Source organism: Mycobacterium sp. (assembly GCF_049683935.1).
Classification (GTDB): Bacteria; Actinomycetota; Actinomycetes; order Mycobacteriales; family Mycobacteriaceae; genus Mycobacterium.
This window is the reverse complement of the sequence record NZ_JBAUJR010000212.1, coordinates 14391-31853: the sequence shown is the minus strand read 5'-3', so window position 1 is coordinate 31853 and position 17463 is coordinate 14391. Positions and strand designations below refer to the sequence as shown.

Annotated in this window: 12 protein-coding genes; 6 read left to right on the top strand and 6 right to left on the bottom strand. The window is 66.7% G+C overall.

What is annotated here, in order from left to right; genetic code table 11:
- The 3 genes from WA965_RS12170 to WA965_RS12160 form a co-directional block, all read left to right on the top strand.
- Positions 1-867, top strand: an 867-nt coding sequence (locus WA965_RS12170; RefSeq protein ID WP_526447564.1) for an iron-siderophore ABC transporter substrate-binding protein, incomplete at its 5' end; no start/stop codon positions are given.
- 152 nt (positions 868-1019) lie between these two features.
- Positions 1020-2066, top strand: a complete 1047-nt coding sequence (locus tag WA965_RS12165; RefSeq protein WP_526302087.1) for an NAD(P)-dependent alcohol dehydrogenase — start codon at positions 1020-1022, stop codon at positions 2064-2066.
- Positions 2067-2351: 285 nt separating this feature from the next.
- On the top strand, positions 2352-3005 hold the full coding sequence (locus WA965_RS12160) for a response regulator transcription factor (RefSeq protein WP_526302093.1): 654 nt from the start codon (positions 2352-2354) through the stop codon (positions 3003-3005).
- 6 nt (positions 3006-3011) lie between these two features.
- Here WA965_RS12160 and WA965_RS12155 read toward each other — a convergent pair whose 3' ends face one another.
- The gene (locus tag WA965_RS12155; RefSeq protein WP_526302085.1) at positions 3012-3362 is read right to left on the bottom strand and encodes a response regulator; all 351 of its coding nucleotides are present in this window, start codon (positions 3360-3362) and stop codon (positions 3012-3014) included.
- 72 nt (positions 3363-3434) lie between these two features.
- On the opposite strand from WA965_RS12155, the gene WA965_RS12150 reads away from it, so the two are divergent.
- Complete coding sequence (locus tag WA965_RS12150) at positions 3435-4949, top strand: GAF domain-containing sensor histidine kinase (RefSeq protein ID WP_526302083.1); 1515 nt, start codon at positions 3435-3437, stop codon at positions 4947-4949.
- On the opposite strand, the gene nrdF is transcribed toward WA965_RS12150, so the two are convergent.
- The 3 genes from nrdF to WA965_RS12135 form a co-directional block, all read right to left on the bottom strand.
- Positions 4946-5908, bottom strand: coding sequence for a class 1b ribonucleoside-diphosphate reductase subunit beta (nrdF, locus tag WA965_RS12145; protein ID WP_526302091.1), 963 nt, complete (start codon positions 5906-5908; stop codon positions 4946-4948). The genes WA965_RS12150 and nrdF overlap by 4 nt on opposite strands.
- 73 nt (positions 5909-5981) lie before the next feature.
- A complete protein-coding gene (locus WA965_RS12140) occupies positions 5982-7568 on the bottom strand; it encodes a flavin-containing monooxygenase (RefSeq protein ID WP_526302081.1) in 1587 nt (528 codons plus the stop codon).
- 63 nt (positions 7569-7631) lie between these two features.
- The gene (locus tag WA965_RS12135; RefSeq protein WP_178362090.1) at positions 7632-8369 is read right to left on the bottom strand and encodes a TetR family transcriptional regulator; all 738 of its coding nucleotides are present in this window, start codon (positions 8367-8369) and stop codon (positions 7632-7634) included.
- A 152-nt stretch (positions 8370-8521) separates the two neighbouring features.
- On the opposite strand from WA965_RS12135, the gene WA965_RS12130 reads away from it, so the two are divergent.
- Entirely contained in the window at positions 8522-9706 is a 1185-nt protein-coding gene (locus tag WA965_RS12130) for an NAD(P)/FAD-dependent oxidoreductase (RefSeq protein WP_526302079.1), read from the top strand.
- Positions 9707-9781: 75 nt separating this feature from the next.
- Positions 9782-12151, top strand: a complete 2370-nt coding sequence (locus WA965_RS12125) for a RyR domain-containing protein (RefSeq protein WP_526302077.1) — start codon at positions 9782-9784, stop codon at positions 12149-12151.
- Here the strand turns inward: WA965_RS12125 and WA965_RS12120 are convergent.
- Together WA965_RS12120 and WA965_RS12115 are read right to left on the bottom strand one after the other, a co-directional pair.
- Positions 12121-13269, bottom strand: coding sequence for a patatin-like phospholipase family protein (locus WA965_RS12120; RefSeq protein WP_526302075.1), 1149 nt, complete (start codon positions 13267-13269; stop codon positions 12121-12123). The two genes, WA965_RS12125 and WA965_RS12120, sit on opposite strands and share 31 nt — an antisense overlap.
- 10 nt (positions 13270-13279) lie before the next feature.
- A complete protein-coding gene (locus WA965_RS12115) occupies positions 13280-17458 on the bottom strand; it encodes a WD40 repeat domain-containing protein (protein ID WP_526302073.1) in 4179 nt (1392 codons plus the stop codon).
- Positions 17459-17463: the final 5 nt, after the last annotated feature.

The window sequence follows — 17463 nt, the reverse complement described above, 5'->3', positions numbered from 1 at the left end:
GGGCACGCCGTGACACCGCCGCTGCCGGAGACGGCGCTGGTGCCCGCCGACCCGCAACGCATCGTCGTGCTCTCCGGCGACCAACTCGACGCGTTGTGCGCGCTGGGTCTGCAATCCCGCATCGTGGCCGCGGCGCTGCCGGACGGATCGGAAGACCAGCCTTCCTACCTGGGCACTGTGATCCACGAGCTGCCCGGCGCCGGGAGCCGGAGCGACCCCGACCTCGCCGCCATCCGGGAGGTCGAGCCCGATCTGATCCTGGGTTCGGTGGCCCTCACCCCGCAGGACTACCCGCAGTTGGCGGAGATCGCTCCCACCGTGTTCAGCGGACCGCCGGGAGTCGCGTGGAAGGACAATCTGCGGGCCGTCGGTGCAGCGACCGGCCGCGTCGACGCGGCCGACGCGCTGCTCGACGGTTTCGACCGCGCCGCGGACGAGACGGGCGAAGCGAACGACGCGATACATTTCCAGGCGTCGGTGGTGCAGTTCACCGACACCACGGTGCGGGTCTTCGGTGCCGACAACTTTCCCGGCGGCGTTCTCGCCGACGTCGGCGTGGATCGGCCTGCGGCTCAACGGTTCACTGACAAGCCCTATGTCGAGATCGGGGTGTCGGAGGCGGATCTGGGTGACTCTCCGGACTTCTCGATCGCCGACGGAGACATCCTCTACCTGTCCTTCGCCACCGCCGAGGCCCGGGAACGGGCCCCTGAGGTGATGGACAGCGACGCGTGGCGGCGGTTGTCCGTCACCCGCGACAACAGGATGTTCGCGGTGAACAACGAGATCTGGCAAAGCGGTGACGGAATCGTCGCCGCCCGCGGCATCCTGGCCGACCTGCGGTCGATCAACTCCCCGATCAACTGACAGGGTCCCCCTTAGGGGGAAACTCACAGGCTGGATCGGGACTATCACCGCCGCGCCGCCCGTTGACCCCTCGTGAGCCGCAGTGTCGCGGCAGCATTCCGCCGGCGTCGCAGACGCGACCCGCGCAGCCCAGCAACAAAGAGGACGTGATGATGAGCACCGTTTCCGCCTACGCAGCCACTTCGGCCACAGCTCCGCTGACCAGGACCACGATCACCCGACGCGACGTCGGGCCTCACGACGTCGCGTTCGACATCCATTTCGCCGGGATCTGTCACTCCGACATCCACACCGTCACCGGGGAATGGGGCGGCGTCGAGTATCCGATGGTGCCCGGACACGAGATCGCGGGCGTTGTCACCGAGGTCGGATCCGAGGTGACGAAGTTCACCGTGGGCGACCGCGTGGGCGTCGGATGCTTCGTCGACTCGTGCCGCGAGTGTGAGTACTGCCTCGCCGGTGAGGAGCAGTACTGCAACAACCCCGGCATGGTCGGGACCTACAACGGCGTCGGTCGTGACGGGCAGCCCACGCAGGGCGGCTACAGCGGCGCGATCGTCGTCGACGAGAACTACGTCCTGCGCGTCCCGGACGCCATCTCGCTGGCGGACGCGGCCCCGCTGCTGTGCGCGGGCATCACCACCTATTCGCCGCTGCGGCACTGGAACGCCGGACCCGGCACCCGGGTGGCGGTCATCGGCCTCGGCGGACTCGGACATCTCGCGGTGAAGCTGGCGGTCGCGCTGGGCGCCGACGTCACCGTACTCAGTCAGTCGCTGAAGAAGATGGAGGACGGTCTGCGGCTGGGAGCCTCCGAGTACCACGCCACCAGCGACCCCGAGACCTTCAAGAAGCTGCGGGGCAGTTTCGACCTGATCCTCAACACCGTCTCGGCCAATCTGGACCTCGGCGCCTACCTCGGGTTGCTCAAGCTCGACGGCACCCTGGTCGAACTCGGGATGCCCGAGAACGCCATGGAGGTCCCCGCTGCCGCATTGATCTTCGGGCGACGCCGTATCGCGGGATCGCTGATCGGCGGGATCGCCGAAACGCAGGAGATGCTGGATTTCTGCGCCGAGCACGGCGTCGCGCCCGAGATCGAGATTATCGAGCCCGACTACATCAACGAGGCGTATCAGCGGGTGATCGCCAGCGATGTGCGCTACCGGTTCGTCATCAACACCGAGTCACTGCGCTAGGCCACGAGTCACGGCTCGCTCCAGGGCCCGGACCACGCTGTGCATCACCAGGTCGACCTTGAATCCGTTCTGACTCAACGGAACCGCGCCTGCCGTGAACAGCCGCGCCGCAGCTCGGAACGTCTCGGTGTCGGGGCTGCGCCCGGTGAGGGCGAAGCGTAGAGGTGTCGTCGACGCTGACCGCCACCCGCGGTTACCGCTAGCCCCCATAGTCGGGTCTTCGAGGCGGCCGGACGTCGCCGTGGTGCGACAATCGGAGCCGTGCTCACGCCAGGTGGAGAGGACATGGGCGGCCTGCGGGTCGTGATCGCCGACGACGACGTGCTGTTGCGCGAAGGCCTGGCCAGCTTGCTGGACCGGTCGGGATTCGAGGTGGCGGGCCAGGCCGGTGACGGGACAGCCCTTCTGGAGTTGGTGCGCGACCGCAAGCCTGATCTGGTGCTGGTCGACATCCGGATGCCGCCGAGTCTCAGCACCGAGGGACTCGATGCCGCCAAGGTGATCCGCGGCGAGTTCCCCGAGATCGGCATCGTGGTGCTCTCGGCGCACATCGATGTCGACCACGCGATGGAGCTTCTGGCCGGCGGCCGGGCGATCGGTTATCTACTCAAGACACGGGTGACCGATGTGGCCGACTTCGTCGACACGTTGCAGCGGGTGGCCAACGGCGCTTCGGTCGTCGATCCGGCGTTGGTGGCCGAGCTCGTGTCGGCGCGCAAACGCGACGACCCGCTGGCCGCCGTCAGCCCCCGGGAGCGGGAGGTGCTGACGCTGATGGCCGAAGGCTTGTCCAACGCCGGGATCGGTCGCCGGTTGTGGGTCACCGAGGGAACGGTGGAAAAGCACGTCCGTAGCATCCTGACGAAGCTGAACCTGCCTGAAACCGGCGACGACCACCGGCGGGTCCGCGCGGTGATCATGTACCTCGACGCTCGCTGAGCCTGGTCACGGCCGCGCGAGCAAGGTCCGGATGGCGCTGGGCGACAGCGCGAACTTCGGGAGGAATCCCGCCGCAGGGCTGGCGGCGATCAGGTCGGCGAAGTCCTGTTCATCGTGGGTCGAGGTGAGGATGACCGACATGCCGCTGAGCCGCTCGGCGACGTCGAAACCGCTGTCGGCACCGAGATCGACGTCGACCAGCACAATGTCGGGGTGTAGTTCCGCGGCCCGCAGCACCGCCTCCTCGGCGTCACAGGCCACACCGACGACAACGAAGCCGCCGCGTTCCAGCATGGCCTTCGCGGCATCCCGGAACGCGGCGCTGTCGTCGACGATCAGGCAGCGCGGAGCACTCATCCTTCGAGCTTGTCAGGGTGCACTGCAGATGGCATTCCTGTTAACGGGAATCCTGCGGACTACCATCGGCCGGTGACCTGGCAATCGTTGCCGCAACGACTTCTGGCGCAGTTGGTGCGACCCACCGCACGTCCGCTCGGGGTGGGCATCGCCGTCGCGGCCGCATTCCTTGTCGCCGAGGTCGGCGCGGTGTTCGCGCTCAAGACGATCGCCCCGGAGAACGCGTTCGGCGCTCTGCTGCTGTTGGGGGTCCTGGTGGTGTCGGCGGGCTGGGGCTTCGGTCTGGCGATTGCCACGTCGCTGGCCAGCGCGGCGGTGTACGCCTGGCTGCACCTCGAAGGCCGCGACAGCCTCGCACCTGCTCTCGCGATCTTCCTGACCCTGGCGCTGTTGACGAACGTGCTTGTGGGGCAAGCCCGATTGCGCGCTGCCGAAGCCGAGCTGCGCAGGCGGCACGCCGACACCCTGGCCGCCCAGCAGGCGGCCCTGAGACGGGTCGCCACGCTGGTCGCCCGCGGCGCCGAACTCTCGGAGGTCTTCTCGGTTGCGGTTCACGAGCTGGCCACCAGCCTCGACGTCGACCACGTCACGGTGCTGCGCTTCACCGCCGACGATGACTGCGTCGTCCTGGCGACGCGGGACCGACTGGGACAACCGGGACTGGTCCAGGGCGAACGGTTCTCGCTGGCCGGCGACAGCGTCAGCGTTCGGATCCACGGAACCGGATCACCGGCCCGCATCAACGACTACCGCCAGGCGACGGGCCCGATCGCCACCCGACTGCAAGCACTCGGCGTGCGCTCGGGAGCGGGGGCACCGCTCGTCGTCGGCGGCGCGGTGCGCGGGGCGATCATGGTGGGGTCGCGTGCGCAGCAGGAGATCTCCCCGCAACTCGAAGACCACATCGGTGATTTCGCCGACCTGATCTCCACGGCCATCGCCAACGCCGAGACCCGCTCCGAGTTGACCGCATCACGCGCGCGCCTCGTGGCGGCCGCCGACGAGGCGCGGCGCGGGTTCGAACGCGACCTTCATGACGGCGCTCAACAACGGATAGTGTCGCTCAGCCTCGAATTACGGGCGATCGAGTCCACCGCCGCCGGTGACGGGGCGCTGCGGGACCAATTGTCCAACGTCGTCGACGGACTGGCGGGGCTGCACTCCGACCTGCAGGAGCTGTCGCGGGGCATGCATCCCGCCGTGCTGTCCCGGGGTGGTCTGAAGCCGGCGATCAAGGCGTTGGCACGGCGCTCGACCGTGCCGGTCGAACTCGCCGTCGACGTCGAGGGCCGGCTACCGGAATCAGTGGAGGTGGCCGCGTATTACGTTGTCGCAGAAGCGTTGACGAATGCCGCCAAACATTCGGGTGCCGACGCGGTGACCGTGGAGATCGATGTCGACGGCAACTCGCTGAGACTGTCGGTCTCCGACAACGGTGCCGGAGGCGCGACTACAGGAGCGGGCTCGGGCCTGGTCGGGCTGCGCGACCGCGTCGAGGCGCTGTCGGGCGAACTGACCCTCACCAGCACACCGGGCGAGGGCACCTGTGTGCGCGCCACCATTCCGGTGGGTGACCGGAACGACTAGAAGTTCCAGTCCTCGTCTTCGGTGTGCACGGCCTTGCCAATGACGTAGCTCGAGCCGGAGCCGGAGAAGAAGTCGTGATTCTCGTCGGCGTTCGGGCTCAGCGCCGACAGGATCGCCGGGTTCACGTCGGTCTCGTCCTTGGGGAACAGCGCCTCGTACCCGAGGTTCATCAGTGCCTTGTTGGCGTTGTAGCGCAGGAACTTCTTGACGTCCTCGGTCAGACCCACCCCGTCGTAGAGGTCCTGGGTGTACTCGACCTCGTTGTCGTAGAGCTCGAAGAGCAGTTCGTAGGTGTAGTCCTTGAGCTCGGCCTTGCGGGCATCGTCCTCGAGCGCCAGGCCCTTCTGGAACTTGTAGCCGATGTAGTAGCCGTGCACGGCCTCGTCGCGGATGATCAGCCGGATCATGTCGGCGGTGTTGGTCAGCTTGGCCCTGCTGGACCAGTACATCGGCAGGTAGAAACCCGAGTAGAACAGGAAGCTCTCCAGCAGGGTGGAGGCCACCTTGCGCTTGAGCGGGTCGTCACCCTTGTAGAAGTCCATCACGATCTCGGCCTTGCGCTGCAGGTTCGGGTTCTCCTCCGACCAGCGGAACGCCTCGTCGATCTCGACCGTCGAGCACAGCGTCGAGAAGATGTTGCTGTAGCTCTTCGCGTGCACCGACTCCATGAACGCGATGTTGGTGTAGACGGCCTCTTCGTGTGGGGTCAGCGCGTCCGGGATGAGGCTGACGGCGCCGACGGTGCCCTGGATGGTGTCGAGCAGGGTCAGGCCGGTGAACACCCGCATCGTGAGCTGCTTCTCGTGGGCGTTGAGCGTCCCCCAGGACGGGATGTCGTTGGAGACGGGCACCTTCTCCGGCAACCAGAAGTTGCCGGTCAGCCGCTCCCACACCTCGGCGTCCTTCTCGTCCTGCAGGCGGTTCCAGTTGATCGCGGAGACGCGGTCGATCAGCTTCATTCCCTCGGACACCAGGACCTCATTTCGCCGGAATTTGCAGTGGCCGAATCAGTTCTACCGGCCGACCCCGACACTACAACTTGTTGGGGCTCAGAACTTGTGACGCCGCAACATCTTGTGTTGGCGTGTCGCGTTTTCTTCTCAGGAACGTGTACTCGGATGCCTTGAACCGACGCGTCGACAGCCAGTACTGCCATGTCATGCCACTCCACAGCGTGCGGTTCACTCCGTGCTCGTCGAGATACCAGCTCTGACAGCCGCCGGTGCTCCAGACCGTACCTTCCAGGTCACCCTGCAGATCGTCGTTGTAGCGATCCTGCGCGGCCCGAGTCGGCGCCAGTGCGCCGGCGCCTGCCCGGTCCACCGCCTCGATGGCCTGGGCGGCGTAGCGGATCTGCGACTCGATCATGAACACCACCGAGTTGTGCCCCAGCGCGGTGTTCGGGCCCAGCAGGAAGAACAGGTTGGGCATGTCGGCGACGGTGATGCCGCGCAGCGCCGCGATGCCTTCGGAGTTCCAGCGGTCGACGAGGTCCTCACCGCCGGGGCCCTTGATGTCGACGTAGGTGTAGGAGTCGGTGACGTGGAATCCGGTCGCGAACACCACGACGTCGGTGTCTCTTTCGGTCTCACGACCGCTGCCGTCGGCGGTGACGATGCCGGTCGCGCTGAACCGTGTGATGCGGTCGGTGATCACTTCGGTCTTCGGGTCGGCGATGCCGCGATAGTAGGTGTCGGAGTTCAGGATCCGCTTGCAGCCGGCCCGGTAGTCCGGGGTGAGCTTGCGGCGCAGTTCCCGGTCCTTGATCGACCGCCGGATGTTCCACTTGCCCAGCATTTCGCCGATCTTGAGCAGCCGCGGCTGACTGGTCATCGCGAAGCCGACCGACTCGTGCAGCCAGTAGATTCCCGCGCGCATGGCCGCGCGGGTACCCGGCACGTTGGCGAAGACCCGGCGCATGCCCTCGGGGATCGGGTTGTTCGGCCTGGGCATCACCCAGGCCGGGGTGCGCTGGTAGAGCTGCAACGAGGCGACATCCCCGACGATCTCGGGCACGATCTGGATCGCGCTGGCGCCCGTGCCGATCACTGCGACACGCTTTCCTGCGATGTCGACACTGTGGTCCCACTGCGCCGAATGGAAGGCGGCGCGGCCGGACCCGAGATAGTCGTCGTAGCCCTCGAACTCCGGGATCAGCGGAATGTGCAGTCCGCCGGCCCCTGAGATCAGGAACTGCGCGACGAACTCGCGACCGTCGGTGGTGAAGACATGCCACACCATCTCGTCGTCGTCCCACTGGGCGCGGTCTACATGGGCGCCGAAGTGGATGTAGCGGCGCAGTCCGTACTTGGTGGTGACACCGAGCAGGTAGTCCTGGATCTCCGGCTGGAACGACCACATGTGGGTCCAGTCGGCCTTCGGTTCGAACGAGAACGAGTACATGTGCGACGGGATGTCGCAGGCACAGCCCGGGTAGGTGTTGTCGCGCCACGTTCCACCGACCTCGTCGGCCTTCTCCAGGATCTCGAATGCCACGCCGCGGCGCTGCAGTTCGATGCCCATTCCGAGGCCGGAGAATCCGGAACCGATGATCAGGGCACGGGTGTGTACCGGGGTGCGATCGACCGAGATGTCCTCGGTGTGTTCAGCGACGCTCATGACGCCGACTGTACCTGGGAACGCTGGTACCAGGTACGCCGCGGGCGCGGCTCCCGCCCGGGGTCAGGCGACGTGTTCGTGGCGCTGAACGCCCTCGTGCAGCGGCAGATCGGGGTCGATGCGGATGCCGAGCACCTCGCAGGTGCCGTTGATCGAACCGACCATGATCGTGGTCAGGTAGTCGACGAACTTCTCCGACGGCAGCCGCCGCGGGCTGTCCTCTGAGCCGAGCCACCAGTCGGTGGCCGACGCCGCCGCCCCGAAGGTGGCGAACCCGGCCAGCTCGAAGGCCGCACCGTCGAGCTCCATCTCCCGCAGCTCGTTGCTGAACATGTCGGCCATCGCCAGGGTGATCTCGCGGCCTTCGTTGAGCGCCCGCATCGTCGACTCACTCTGCTCGGCGAAACGGCCCAGCATCAGGAAGCGCACGACGTTGGGGTGTTCGTCCACCAGACGCACGTACTGCTCGACGGCCCGGTAGATGACCATGCGCGCAGGGTCTTTCGAGATGTCGATCGACGGGTAGATCGCGGCCCACAGCATGTCCCGCATCCGCTGACCGATCGCCTGGAAGAGGTCTGACTTGTCGGTGAAATGCCGGTAGATCTTCGGCTTCGCGGTGCCGGCCTCCTCGGCGATCTCCCGTAGCGAGACCTCGGGACCCAGCCGGTCGATGGCACGGAACGCGGCGTCGACGATTTCCGAGCGCACCTTCTTTCGGTGCTCACGCCAACGCTCGCTGCGGGCGTCCACTTTGACACCCGGCTCTTCGGCAGAGCGCGCCCTAGACCCTCGTCGCACTCGATCACTGTACCCGGCGGGACGCCGCTGACCTGCTCAGACCCCTCGCGCTGTGGGAATGATTACCGAACCATTAGGGATTCTTCCCAACGCGATGGTCGACACAAGCTTGGGTACTATCGCTGCGACAGCCGATCGACGAGACGAGATTCATGACGCAGCGATACGACCTGGTCATAGCAGGTGGTGGGCCTTCCGGTGCCGCCGCCGCATGGCAGGCCGCACAGACCGGCGCGAAGGTCGCGGTCCTGGACAAAGCCCAGTTCCCCCGTGACAAACCCTGCGGCGACGGGCTGACCGCTCGCGCCGTCAGCTACCTGCAGAAGATGGGCCTGGCCGACGAGGTCGCCACGTTCCACCGGGTGAACCGGGTCACGGTGTTCAGCCCGAGCGAGTGGGAGCTGTCGTTCCCGAAGCGTCCGGGCATGCCCGATCACGGCCACACCGTCAGCCGCACCCACCTGGACACGGTGCTGCTCAAGCACGCCGAGTCCGCAGGCGCCGAGGTGCGCCAGGGCGCCGAAGTGACGGGCCCGGAACTCGACGCCAACGGCCGCGTGGTCGGCGTCGTGCTCAAGGGCGGCGAGAAGGTCTACGGCGACGCGGTCATCGCCGCCGACGGCGCCTACTCCCCGATCAAGCGGGCGCTGAAGATCGACTCCGAATACAACGGTTACCAGGCGATCGCCATCCGCTCGGAGATGCACGCCAACCGGCCCGACTCCGATTCGCTGGACATCTACCTGAAGCTGGTGTTCGAAGGCGATCAGCTGCCCGGATACGGCTGGGTCTTCCCGATGGGCGACGGAATCTTCAACATCGGCCTCGGCTACGTCAACAGCTACAAGAACTGGCAGTCGATCAACGCGACCCAGTTCCTCGGCGAGTTCCTCCGGACACTCCCCCGCGACTGGGATCTACCGCCGATCGAGGAACTCAAGAAGAACAAGAGCGTGCGCGCCTGGCGGCTGCCGATGGGGTTCACCGCGTGGCCGCCGTGGCGGCCGGGTGTGCTGTTCACCGGTGACTCGCTGGGTGCGGGTAAACCCGCCTCCGGTGCCGGCATCTCGAAGGCGCTCGAATCCGGACTGGCCGCGGGCGAGTGCGCGATCGCCGCTCTGCAGAACGGCGGACCCGACGACTTCACCAACTACGGACAGCGGATGGAAGCCGCGTGGGGCCGCGAATACAAGCGCGGGCGCTACATGCACAAGCTGATCGGTCAGCCGAAGCTGGCCAACGCCGGAGTCAAGCTGATCGACAACGCGGCGTTCCGTGACCGGATGCTCAAGGCGCTCTACAAGAAGGCACAGGGCCCGCAGCACAAGGTGAAGTAAGAGCCGGTCGCCCGGGGATTCGACGCCCTTCGTCGATACCCCCGGTGCCGGTCGATCGCCAAATAGACTCCGATGGTGCGCACTGCGGAGCGGCCCGACACCCGGTACGTCGCAGCGCGCGCGATACTTTCTGCCATCGCCGCTGCTTTGATCGGCTACCTGGCGGCGATCGCGGCATGGCCGCAGATTCGTGACGCGCTGCCAGAGAGCATGCGCTGGTTCGGTGCCCCCAACTCGGCGGTCACCATCGGCGTTGTCGTCCTTGCGCTGGCGCTGGTCGTCGTCGTGGTCACTCGGACCGCAGGCGGACGGCGGTCCGGGGCGCCGGTGGCGATCGTCGCCGGACTCGCGGTCACGACCACAATCCTCGGTGTGGCCTCGTACTGGCGATGCCAGGACGAGTCGCATCCGGATTTCTTCACACCGCTGTTGTGGACGGCAGCCCTGGTCAAGGGTGGCGATCCGACACGGGCACTGGCCGACGGCGCCTGCCCGGCCCCGATGCCCGTCGCACTCCACGTCGCCCAGATCTGCGCGCTCGCCGCGGTTTTCATGTCGGTGGTCGGAATCGCGGTAGCGCTCTTCCGGTCACGCTTCGACCGGCTCCGCGTGCGATCCGCCCGCTCGGTGACCGCCGTGGTCGGTATCGATCAGGACGCCCAGGCCCTCGTCGCCGCGATCGCGCACACTCTGCGCCGCCGGAGCATGCTGGTCGTCGTCACCGACACCGCGGACAGCGACGCCGCCCAACGCGCCCGCACGGTGGGGGCCCGGATCCTCACCGTCGATCTCGACCGGCCCGAAGCGCTTGTCGCCGTGCCTATCTGGCACAAAATCGACCGGCTCTACCTCCTTGCTCCCGACGCGTCGACCAACCTGCTGCGGTTGCGCACGCTGACCGCCCTGGGTGGCGACGACCGCAGGCGCATCCCGCTGATTGTGCGCATCGATGATCCGTGGCAGGCCAATGCGTGGCGCGCACAGCATTTCGGCGGGGTACACAACCGCTGGGCAGCCGACACCGTAGGAATCTACGAGGTGACGGCCCGACGGTTGCTCGACAGAATCCTCGCAGGACCCATGATCGACCGGCTGCTGGTGTGCGGATCGTCGCAACTGACGACCGCCCTGTGCAGCGACATGTTCCAACGCCGGCTCGAACACGAATACGGCGGCACGGGTTGGCTGCCCGCACTGACCGTCGTTGCCGAAAACGCCTCCGAATACCGGCAGGACAGCGAGTTCGCCGCGGCGCAACTCGGATATCGCGGCCGTTCCGGCGACGTCCTCGCCATCGATGAAAGACCGTCGTTCCCAACGCTCATGGACATGGTCACCCATGGGGATCCGAGGTCGACGGCGCTGGTGCTGGTCGACTCGCTACCCGACGGCAGCGTCGCAACCCGCATCGCGGCCCGCTTACCGGAGACCACGATTCACGTATACGACCCTCGGGCGGATACCACCCGCGAGCGGGTGGCGGTGGTCGGGCGCCTGTACACCTACCGGCTGAGCCTCGACCTGCCCGGCGGACAGGCCCACGACGCCTGGGAGCGCGCAGCGATGCTGATCCACAACCGCTACGTCGCAGAGTCAGGTGGTGCCGGCCCCACCGCCGTCCCGTGGGGCCGGCTCGACGAGTTCTATCGCGAATCCAACAGGCGCCAGGTACGCAACGCGCTGTGGATGGTCGAGACGATCGGCGGGCACACATGGAACAGCTGGGGCCAGTCACCGCATGACCTGCCCACCGCTCGGTTGCGCGGTCTGGAACCCCTGGAACAGTTGCGGCAGATGGGTTTCGACGCGCCGACGGCCACCGCCATGGCTCGCGCCGAACACGAGGACTGGTGCCGGTACTACCGCAGACACGGCTGGCGGTCCGGTCCGCGACGCGATGACACCGCCAAGCTGCACGACAAGCTCGTCGATTGGTCGCAGATCGAAACCGACTCGCAGCGCCTCGACGCTGCCCTACACAGCCTGGCCGCCACGCTGACCAAATTGCGGGAGTTGGGATACCGCTCCCGTCCGGCCGACGACAACACGTGGGTTCAGTATCGCCGCGCGGGAGTCGTGCTGGCCGAGCAACGCAGCACCCCCTGGACGTGGACGGCCCATGACGGATCGACGATGAGCGCCGCTGCGGGCGACTGGGCCGTCAGCGAGAAGTCGGACGGCACCACCTGGTCGGTGCGTGACGACATCTTCCGCGCCACCCACGAGCACCTCGGCGGCAGGCGGTGGCGGCGGCTCGGGACCGTGCTGGCCCGACCGGCTCGTGCCGCCGAGGAGGTGGATACGCTCGAGGGCACCATCACTGCGCCCGAAGGTTCCTGGATCGTGCAGGGTGATCACGGTGACGTCTGGGCGGTGCCCGGCGACGAGTTCAGCCGCCGCTATGAATCCACCGGTCAGGACAGATCAAAGGCTGCCGGGAAGTGATCGGGCTGCACCTGCACCGCGCCGGCCGTGGTGCCGAGGCGTGCGAGGCGCGGCAGGTTCTTCGGGTTGTCCATCGCATAGAGTTCGTCACACTCGGCGTCGTCGAGGTGTTCATCAAGGTTCTCCCGCAGCCACTTCGACTCCAACGCCACCTCGTAGCGTTGGTAGGTGATCAGGTCGGGACCTCCTCCGATCCGGTCTTTTCGGAGATCACCCACCTCGCTGTCGATCTGCCACGATGTCGGGCTCGACGCCATCCACTGCAGTACCGCCTGGCCCTGCCAGTTCGCGTCGGCCATGATCGACATCATCGACTGGGCGGCGAGCAGGACCGCCGGCATCTCCATCACCTCGGCGGCCGGCATGCGCAGCGAGCGCAAACCCGTGCCCGCCGACACCAACAGCAGCCTGTCGGCTCCGAACTGCCAGCTCAGTCCGTAGCCGCTACACGTTGCCAGCATCAGCATCTGCAGCGCCGGGTTGTTGTACGGGCTGACCCCACCATCGACGAACGCACCCGTGACGCCCGGGGCGATCCGCAGAAGCTCGGGTTCAAAATAGTGTGGCGCAGCCGTACTGGCCCGAACAACGTTGCGCAACAACATATCCCGATTCGGGAAATCGTGTCCTGAACCCTCGAAGTACTTGCCACGCGGATTGTTGTGGAGCAGCCACGGGCTGCCGGTGTCCAAGCGCTTGGTCATCACCATCAGACCTGTCCGCAGCTCGTCTCCTCCCAACGTGATATCGCCGAAATGGGTATCGAGGGCACGCAACAACGGCTCCTTCGGGAACTTCGCACCCAGAAGGCCGAAACGCAGCATCCCCTTGTCGAACACCTTCTCCCCCAAGGACCGGTAGAGCTCGACGAGCTCGTCCACGGCGAAGCCCAGCGCAAGCCCGGCGGCGATGATCGAGCCTGTCGACGTGCCGCCGATCAAGTCGAAGTAGTCACACAACCGGAAGTCGGGGTCGCCCCCGTTTCGCTCGCGCAGGATGCCCTCGATGCGTTCGAGGTATCCGAGGGTCAGCGCACCGCGGATTCCGCCGCCGTCGAGGGCGAGGATGCGTTTGGGGCCGTCGTCGAAGAGGTGCTCGTCACGAGTCTTGTGCCACATCGGCGTTCCCCTAGTCCGGCGCGATCGGGAGATCGGGGCAGGTCTTGATGTAGTCGATCTCCGGTGACACCCAGTCGTTCCACTGCTGCCGGCTCATATTGGCAGTCAGCTTGGCGCACAGGTCTTCAGGGCTGGCCGAGGCAGGCCAGAGCCATACCTCGTTGTCATACGTCGCCGCCGCGACATAACGACCGTCCGGACTGATAGCCACATCGATCACGCTGTTCCGCGGCCCCTCGAGGGCGCGGCCGATGGTGTCACCTACGTCCGCGTCCCACAGTCGCACGCTCCTCCCACCGCCGGTCGCGGCGCGATGCCCGTCCGCGCTGAACACCATCGACGTCACGTAGGAGTCATGCCCGTGGACCGGACCACGCTTGGGCTCGCCGGTCTCGGCGTTGTAGAACGTGACGTAGCCGTCGAGTCCCCCCGTCCCGACGGCCAGCCCAGGACCGAACGCACCCGCCAGGGCGCCGCTCGCCAAGGGAGTTTCTGAAAGCTGTTCCCCGGTGACGCTGTCCCACACCATCACGTGACCGGACGGGTTGTCCAGGTTCATCGAGGCAACCGTGTCACCCTCCGGGGCGAACGCCACCGCTACGGTGTTGCCTGACCTGCCACCCGTGGGCTTGGCACGGGGACGCCGAGTCTCGCTGTCCCACAGCCGTAACCCGCCCTGCTCCGCGCCGGTGACGACCACACGTCCATCGGCACTGAAGGCCACGGGACCCAGGACTTCACCGACGTCGCCGGGCGTGCCGTCCAGGTTTCCTGTGTCCGGGTTCCGGAACTGCAGCGCCCCCGCGGTACTCGTCGATGCCAACTGCTGCCCATCGGGACTGAATGCCATCCGATTCACGCCATCGGATGCATCACTCGACTCGTTCCGGGCGACCCGACTGTCGGGATCCCACATCTGCACGGTGCCCTCGTCGGATCCGACTGCCAGGATTCCGTCGGGCCGAAACGCGACCGCACGGCCGGTGAGCGGCAATGCCACAGCGACATCGAAGATCCACAGCGTGCCGTCGCTGCCCGTGACCGCCAACCGCTTCCCGTCCGGATCGAATGACACGCCCAGCGTCAGCCCGGCCGGTCCGGGCAACGTCACGTCGACGAACCGTCCATCCACCGTGGACCAGACCTGCACCGTCGAATCGTTTGTGCCCGTGGCGATGAGACGGCCGTCCGGGCTGAACGCGCCTGCGACCACAAATGTCGAGAACTGCCCTCCGGCGACCGGCGCGTCGATCGATCGACCGGTCTCGGCGTCCCACAGTTCAAGAGAGGTGGCCGCCCCGGCCGTCATCACCCGCCTGCCATCGGGACTGAACTCGAGCACGGTCAGATCCGCGTCCCGCGTGATTGTCGAAATCTGCCGGCCCGAGGACATGTCGAGCACCGCGATGTTGCCTGCGTCATCACTGGCAGCGACCCGGGACCGATCGGGGGTGAACGCCACCTTGTCGGCTCCCTCCACCAACGGCAGTCTCACGGGCTTGCGGGTTCTCATGTCCCACACCTGCAGGTCACCCTCCCAGCTGAGCGTGGCCACCTCGACACCGTCTGGGCTGAAGAACACATCGGACGCCGAGTCCCCGACCTGCAGGGCTTCCCCATCCTGCTGGCCGGTTTCCACGTCCCAGAGCCGCACGGTGCCGTCGACGCTTGCCGACGCCAACAGCGCTCCGTCAGGGCTGAACGCGACTCCGTTCACCACATCCTCGTGACCCGCAAGCGCATCACCCTGCGGCGCACCGGTTTCGACGTCCCAGATCTGAACACCGCCGTCGGCGCCTTCCAGGTCCGTGTTCCCAGCGGCGACCAGAGTCCCGTCCGGGCTGAAGGCCGCAGCGCTCAGCGCGTGGTCGGCCATGATCACTTTCGACAGCGCGGCCTGCTGCACAACGGCGTCGTACAGGGCGTCCCGATCGGGACTTCCGGTGATCGCCCCCGCGGCCAGGAGTTGTTGCACCGCCCGGATGTCGCCACCTGGCCGGAAGCCCGCGAACATCGACTGGGCCTCCGCCACCAACCTGACACCGGTGGCCTCTTCGAACCGATCCTGAGCCTGGCCTCGAGCATTGTTGGCAATGAATGTGGCGGCCAATGCGATCACCGCAACCACCACGGTGCCGGCCAGCACCCCTCGAAGAACACGGGAGCGCCTGCGCAGCGTGGCGGTGTGCGCCTCGGCAGTCTGCTGCCGCTCCTGGGCATGAGCGGCACGTTCCTGTGCTGCGACCAGTTCGGCGCGGCGTTGCTGCTCTTCGGCCGCGCGGCGCTCACTTTCACGCTGATGAGAGCCCGTCAGGTAATCGTGAGTGGTGGACAGCCGTCGCCGGAAGCCCTGCTTGTTCACCAGCGCAATGGCTTCGGTGAGGCGACTGCCCTCCAGCAACCAGGCTGAGTTACGGCCGTTGGCTTCCCACGATGCCGCCGCGCGCTCCAGGGCGTCGGCGTCCTTGAGGTCTTGACGCTCTTCGCGCAGCCAGGTCACCAGCTCATCCCATTGGCGCAACAGACTTTCCAGGGCCACCTCCACCACGGTCTCCCCGCCCCGGGTGCCTTTGACCATCAATCGCTTGGCCACCAGCGCATCGATCAGCGGTCGACTCGCCTCCGGCAGGTCCGCCCACCGGGCCACGCGCCGCATGGGCTGGTCGTTGTCCGGGTTGACCGTGGCCAGCCACGGGATGAACGCAGCCCGCAACGCCTCCAGTTCCGTTGCCCGCCGTACGGGATCGCTGGACAGGACCTCGTCGATCTCGGTCTGCACCACTCGGCGCATCCCACCCAGCGTCTCGTACTCGGCGAGCTTGAGTTCACCGTCGCTGCCATAGTCGGTGTACAGCCTCGACATCGTCAGAGCCAACATCGGCAACGTGTCAGCACCCTCGCCCGCATCCAGGAGTAGCCGCTCCACCAGATCCGGTGACACCCGCAACGGCCGGCCCCCCTCGGTCGACCGCTGCGCCGGACCGACGATGACCTCCTTGAACTGGGTGGCCGGCATCGGCTTGAGTTCGTCGAACAACACCGTGCCCAGCCCAGCCAGGGCGGGATGCGCCTGCATCGCCTCGTAGCGGTCGGTTCGGATCGTCGCCGCGACCACCAGTCCCACCTCCGTGGCGTTGAGCCGCGCCAGTGTGGCCGTGAGCAACTCGAGAAACGCTCGTGCTTGGTCTCCTGCGTCGGCCGAGAAGAGCTCCTCGGCTTGATCGAGCGGCAGCACCAGGGTCGGCGCCGCGGCCTCACCGTCCTCACCACGCAGCAGCAGCCGACCGGCCGCGTCGTCGCGCAGTTCGGCCAACAGTGCGGCAAGCCGTTCCGCGTCGCCGGCGGTACAGATGGACTTGAGTTCACCGAGGTTGGGCCCCGAACGGCCGAACCGCTCGCGGGTGGCTTTGATCGCCGCCGCGAAACCGGCTTCACCGGTGAGCACGTTCCGTTCGGGCCGAACGATCTCACACACCAGGAACCGGCGGTCCTCACGACGAAGCCGTGGCAACAGCCCGGCCCGCAGGAATGACGACTTGCCGGTGCCCGACGGACCCAGCACGACGAACAATGAGTCGACTCCGGCCATCCGCATTCCCCGCACCGCGTCGAGGGCCCGTACGATCTGTGCATCGCGCCCGAAAAACACTGCGGCATCGGCTTCGTCGAGCGGTTCCCAGCCGCGGTACGGCTCCCTGCCGGGATCGTCCGGAGGTGGCCAGACGAAGGACTCCGCGCCGATTCCCGCCCCCTGGATACCGTCTCGAAGCCGATACAACCCCTCTGTGGCGAACTGCACCGGCGGTCCGCCGCCGACCTCGATCGACGTCATCGCTCCGTCGCCGAACAGATCGCAGCGTTGCCACTCCGAGGTGAGGTCGCCGCCTGTCGACGATTCGAGACGCGCGACGAAGACCTGTTTGTTGAGGTTCTCCGCAGTGCGGTATTCGACCTTGCACTCGTGGGAGGACTCCCAGTTCGCCGAGAGCAAGCAGATGACGGCCTCACATCGGGCGTTGGCCCGCCGCAGCGCATCTTTCCAGCGGGTGCCCGCCTTGAGACCCGACTCTGGATCGACGTCGAGAAAGATCTCGTTGGCCAGCGGCGGATCCTGATCGACCAGCCACTGCTTGAGCGCGATCGCCTGGCGCATGTCCCGACTCGAATGACTCAGAAAGATGCGCGACACACTCT

Coding starts and splice junctions, on each gene's coding strand:
- WA965_RS12165 (WP_526302087.1), top strand. CDS start 1,020: ATGAGCACCGTTTCCGCCTACGCAGCCACTTCGGCCACAGCTCCGCTG.
- WA965_RS12160 (WP_526302093.1), top strand. CDS start 2,352: ATGGGCGGCCTGCGGGTCGTGATCGCCGACGACGACGTGCTGTTGCGC.
- WA965_RS12155 (WP_526302085.1), bottom strand. CDS start 3,362: ATGAGTGCTCCGCGCTGCCTGATCGTCGACGACAGCGCCGCGTTCCGG.
- nrdF (WP_526302091.1), bottom strand. CDS start 5,908: ATGAAGCTGATCGACCGCGTCTCCGCGATCAACTGGAACCGCCTGCAG.
- WA965_RS12140 (WP_526302081.1), bottom strand. CDS start 7,568: ATGAGCGTCGCTGAACACACCGAGGACATCTCGGTCGATCGCACCCCG.
- WA965_RS12130 (WP_526302079.1), top strand. CDS start 8,522: ATGACGCAGCGATACGACCTGGTCATAGCAGGTGGTGGGCCTTCCGGT.
- WA965_RS12120 (WP_526302075.1), bottom strand. CDS start 13,269: ATGTGGCACAAGACTCGTGACGAGCACCTCTTCGACGACGGCCCCAAA.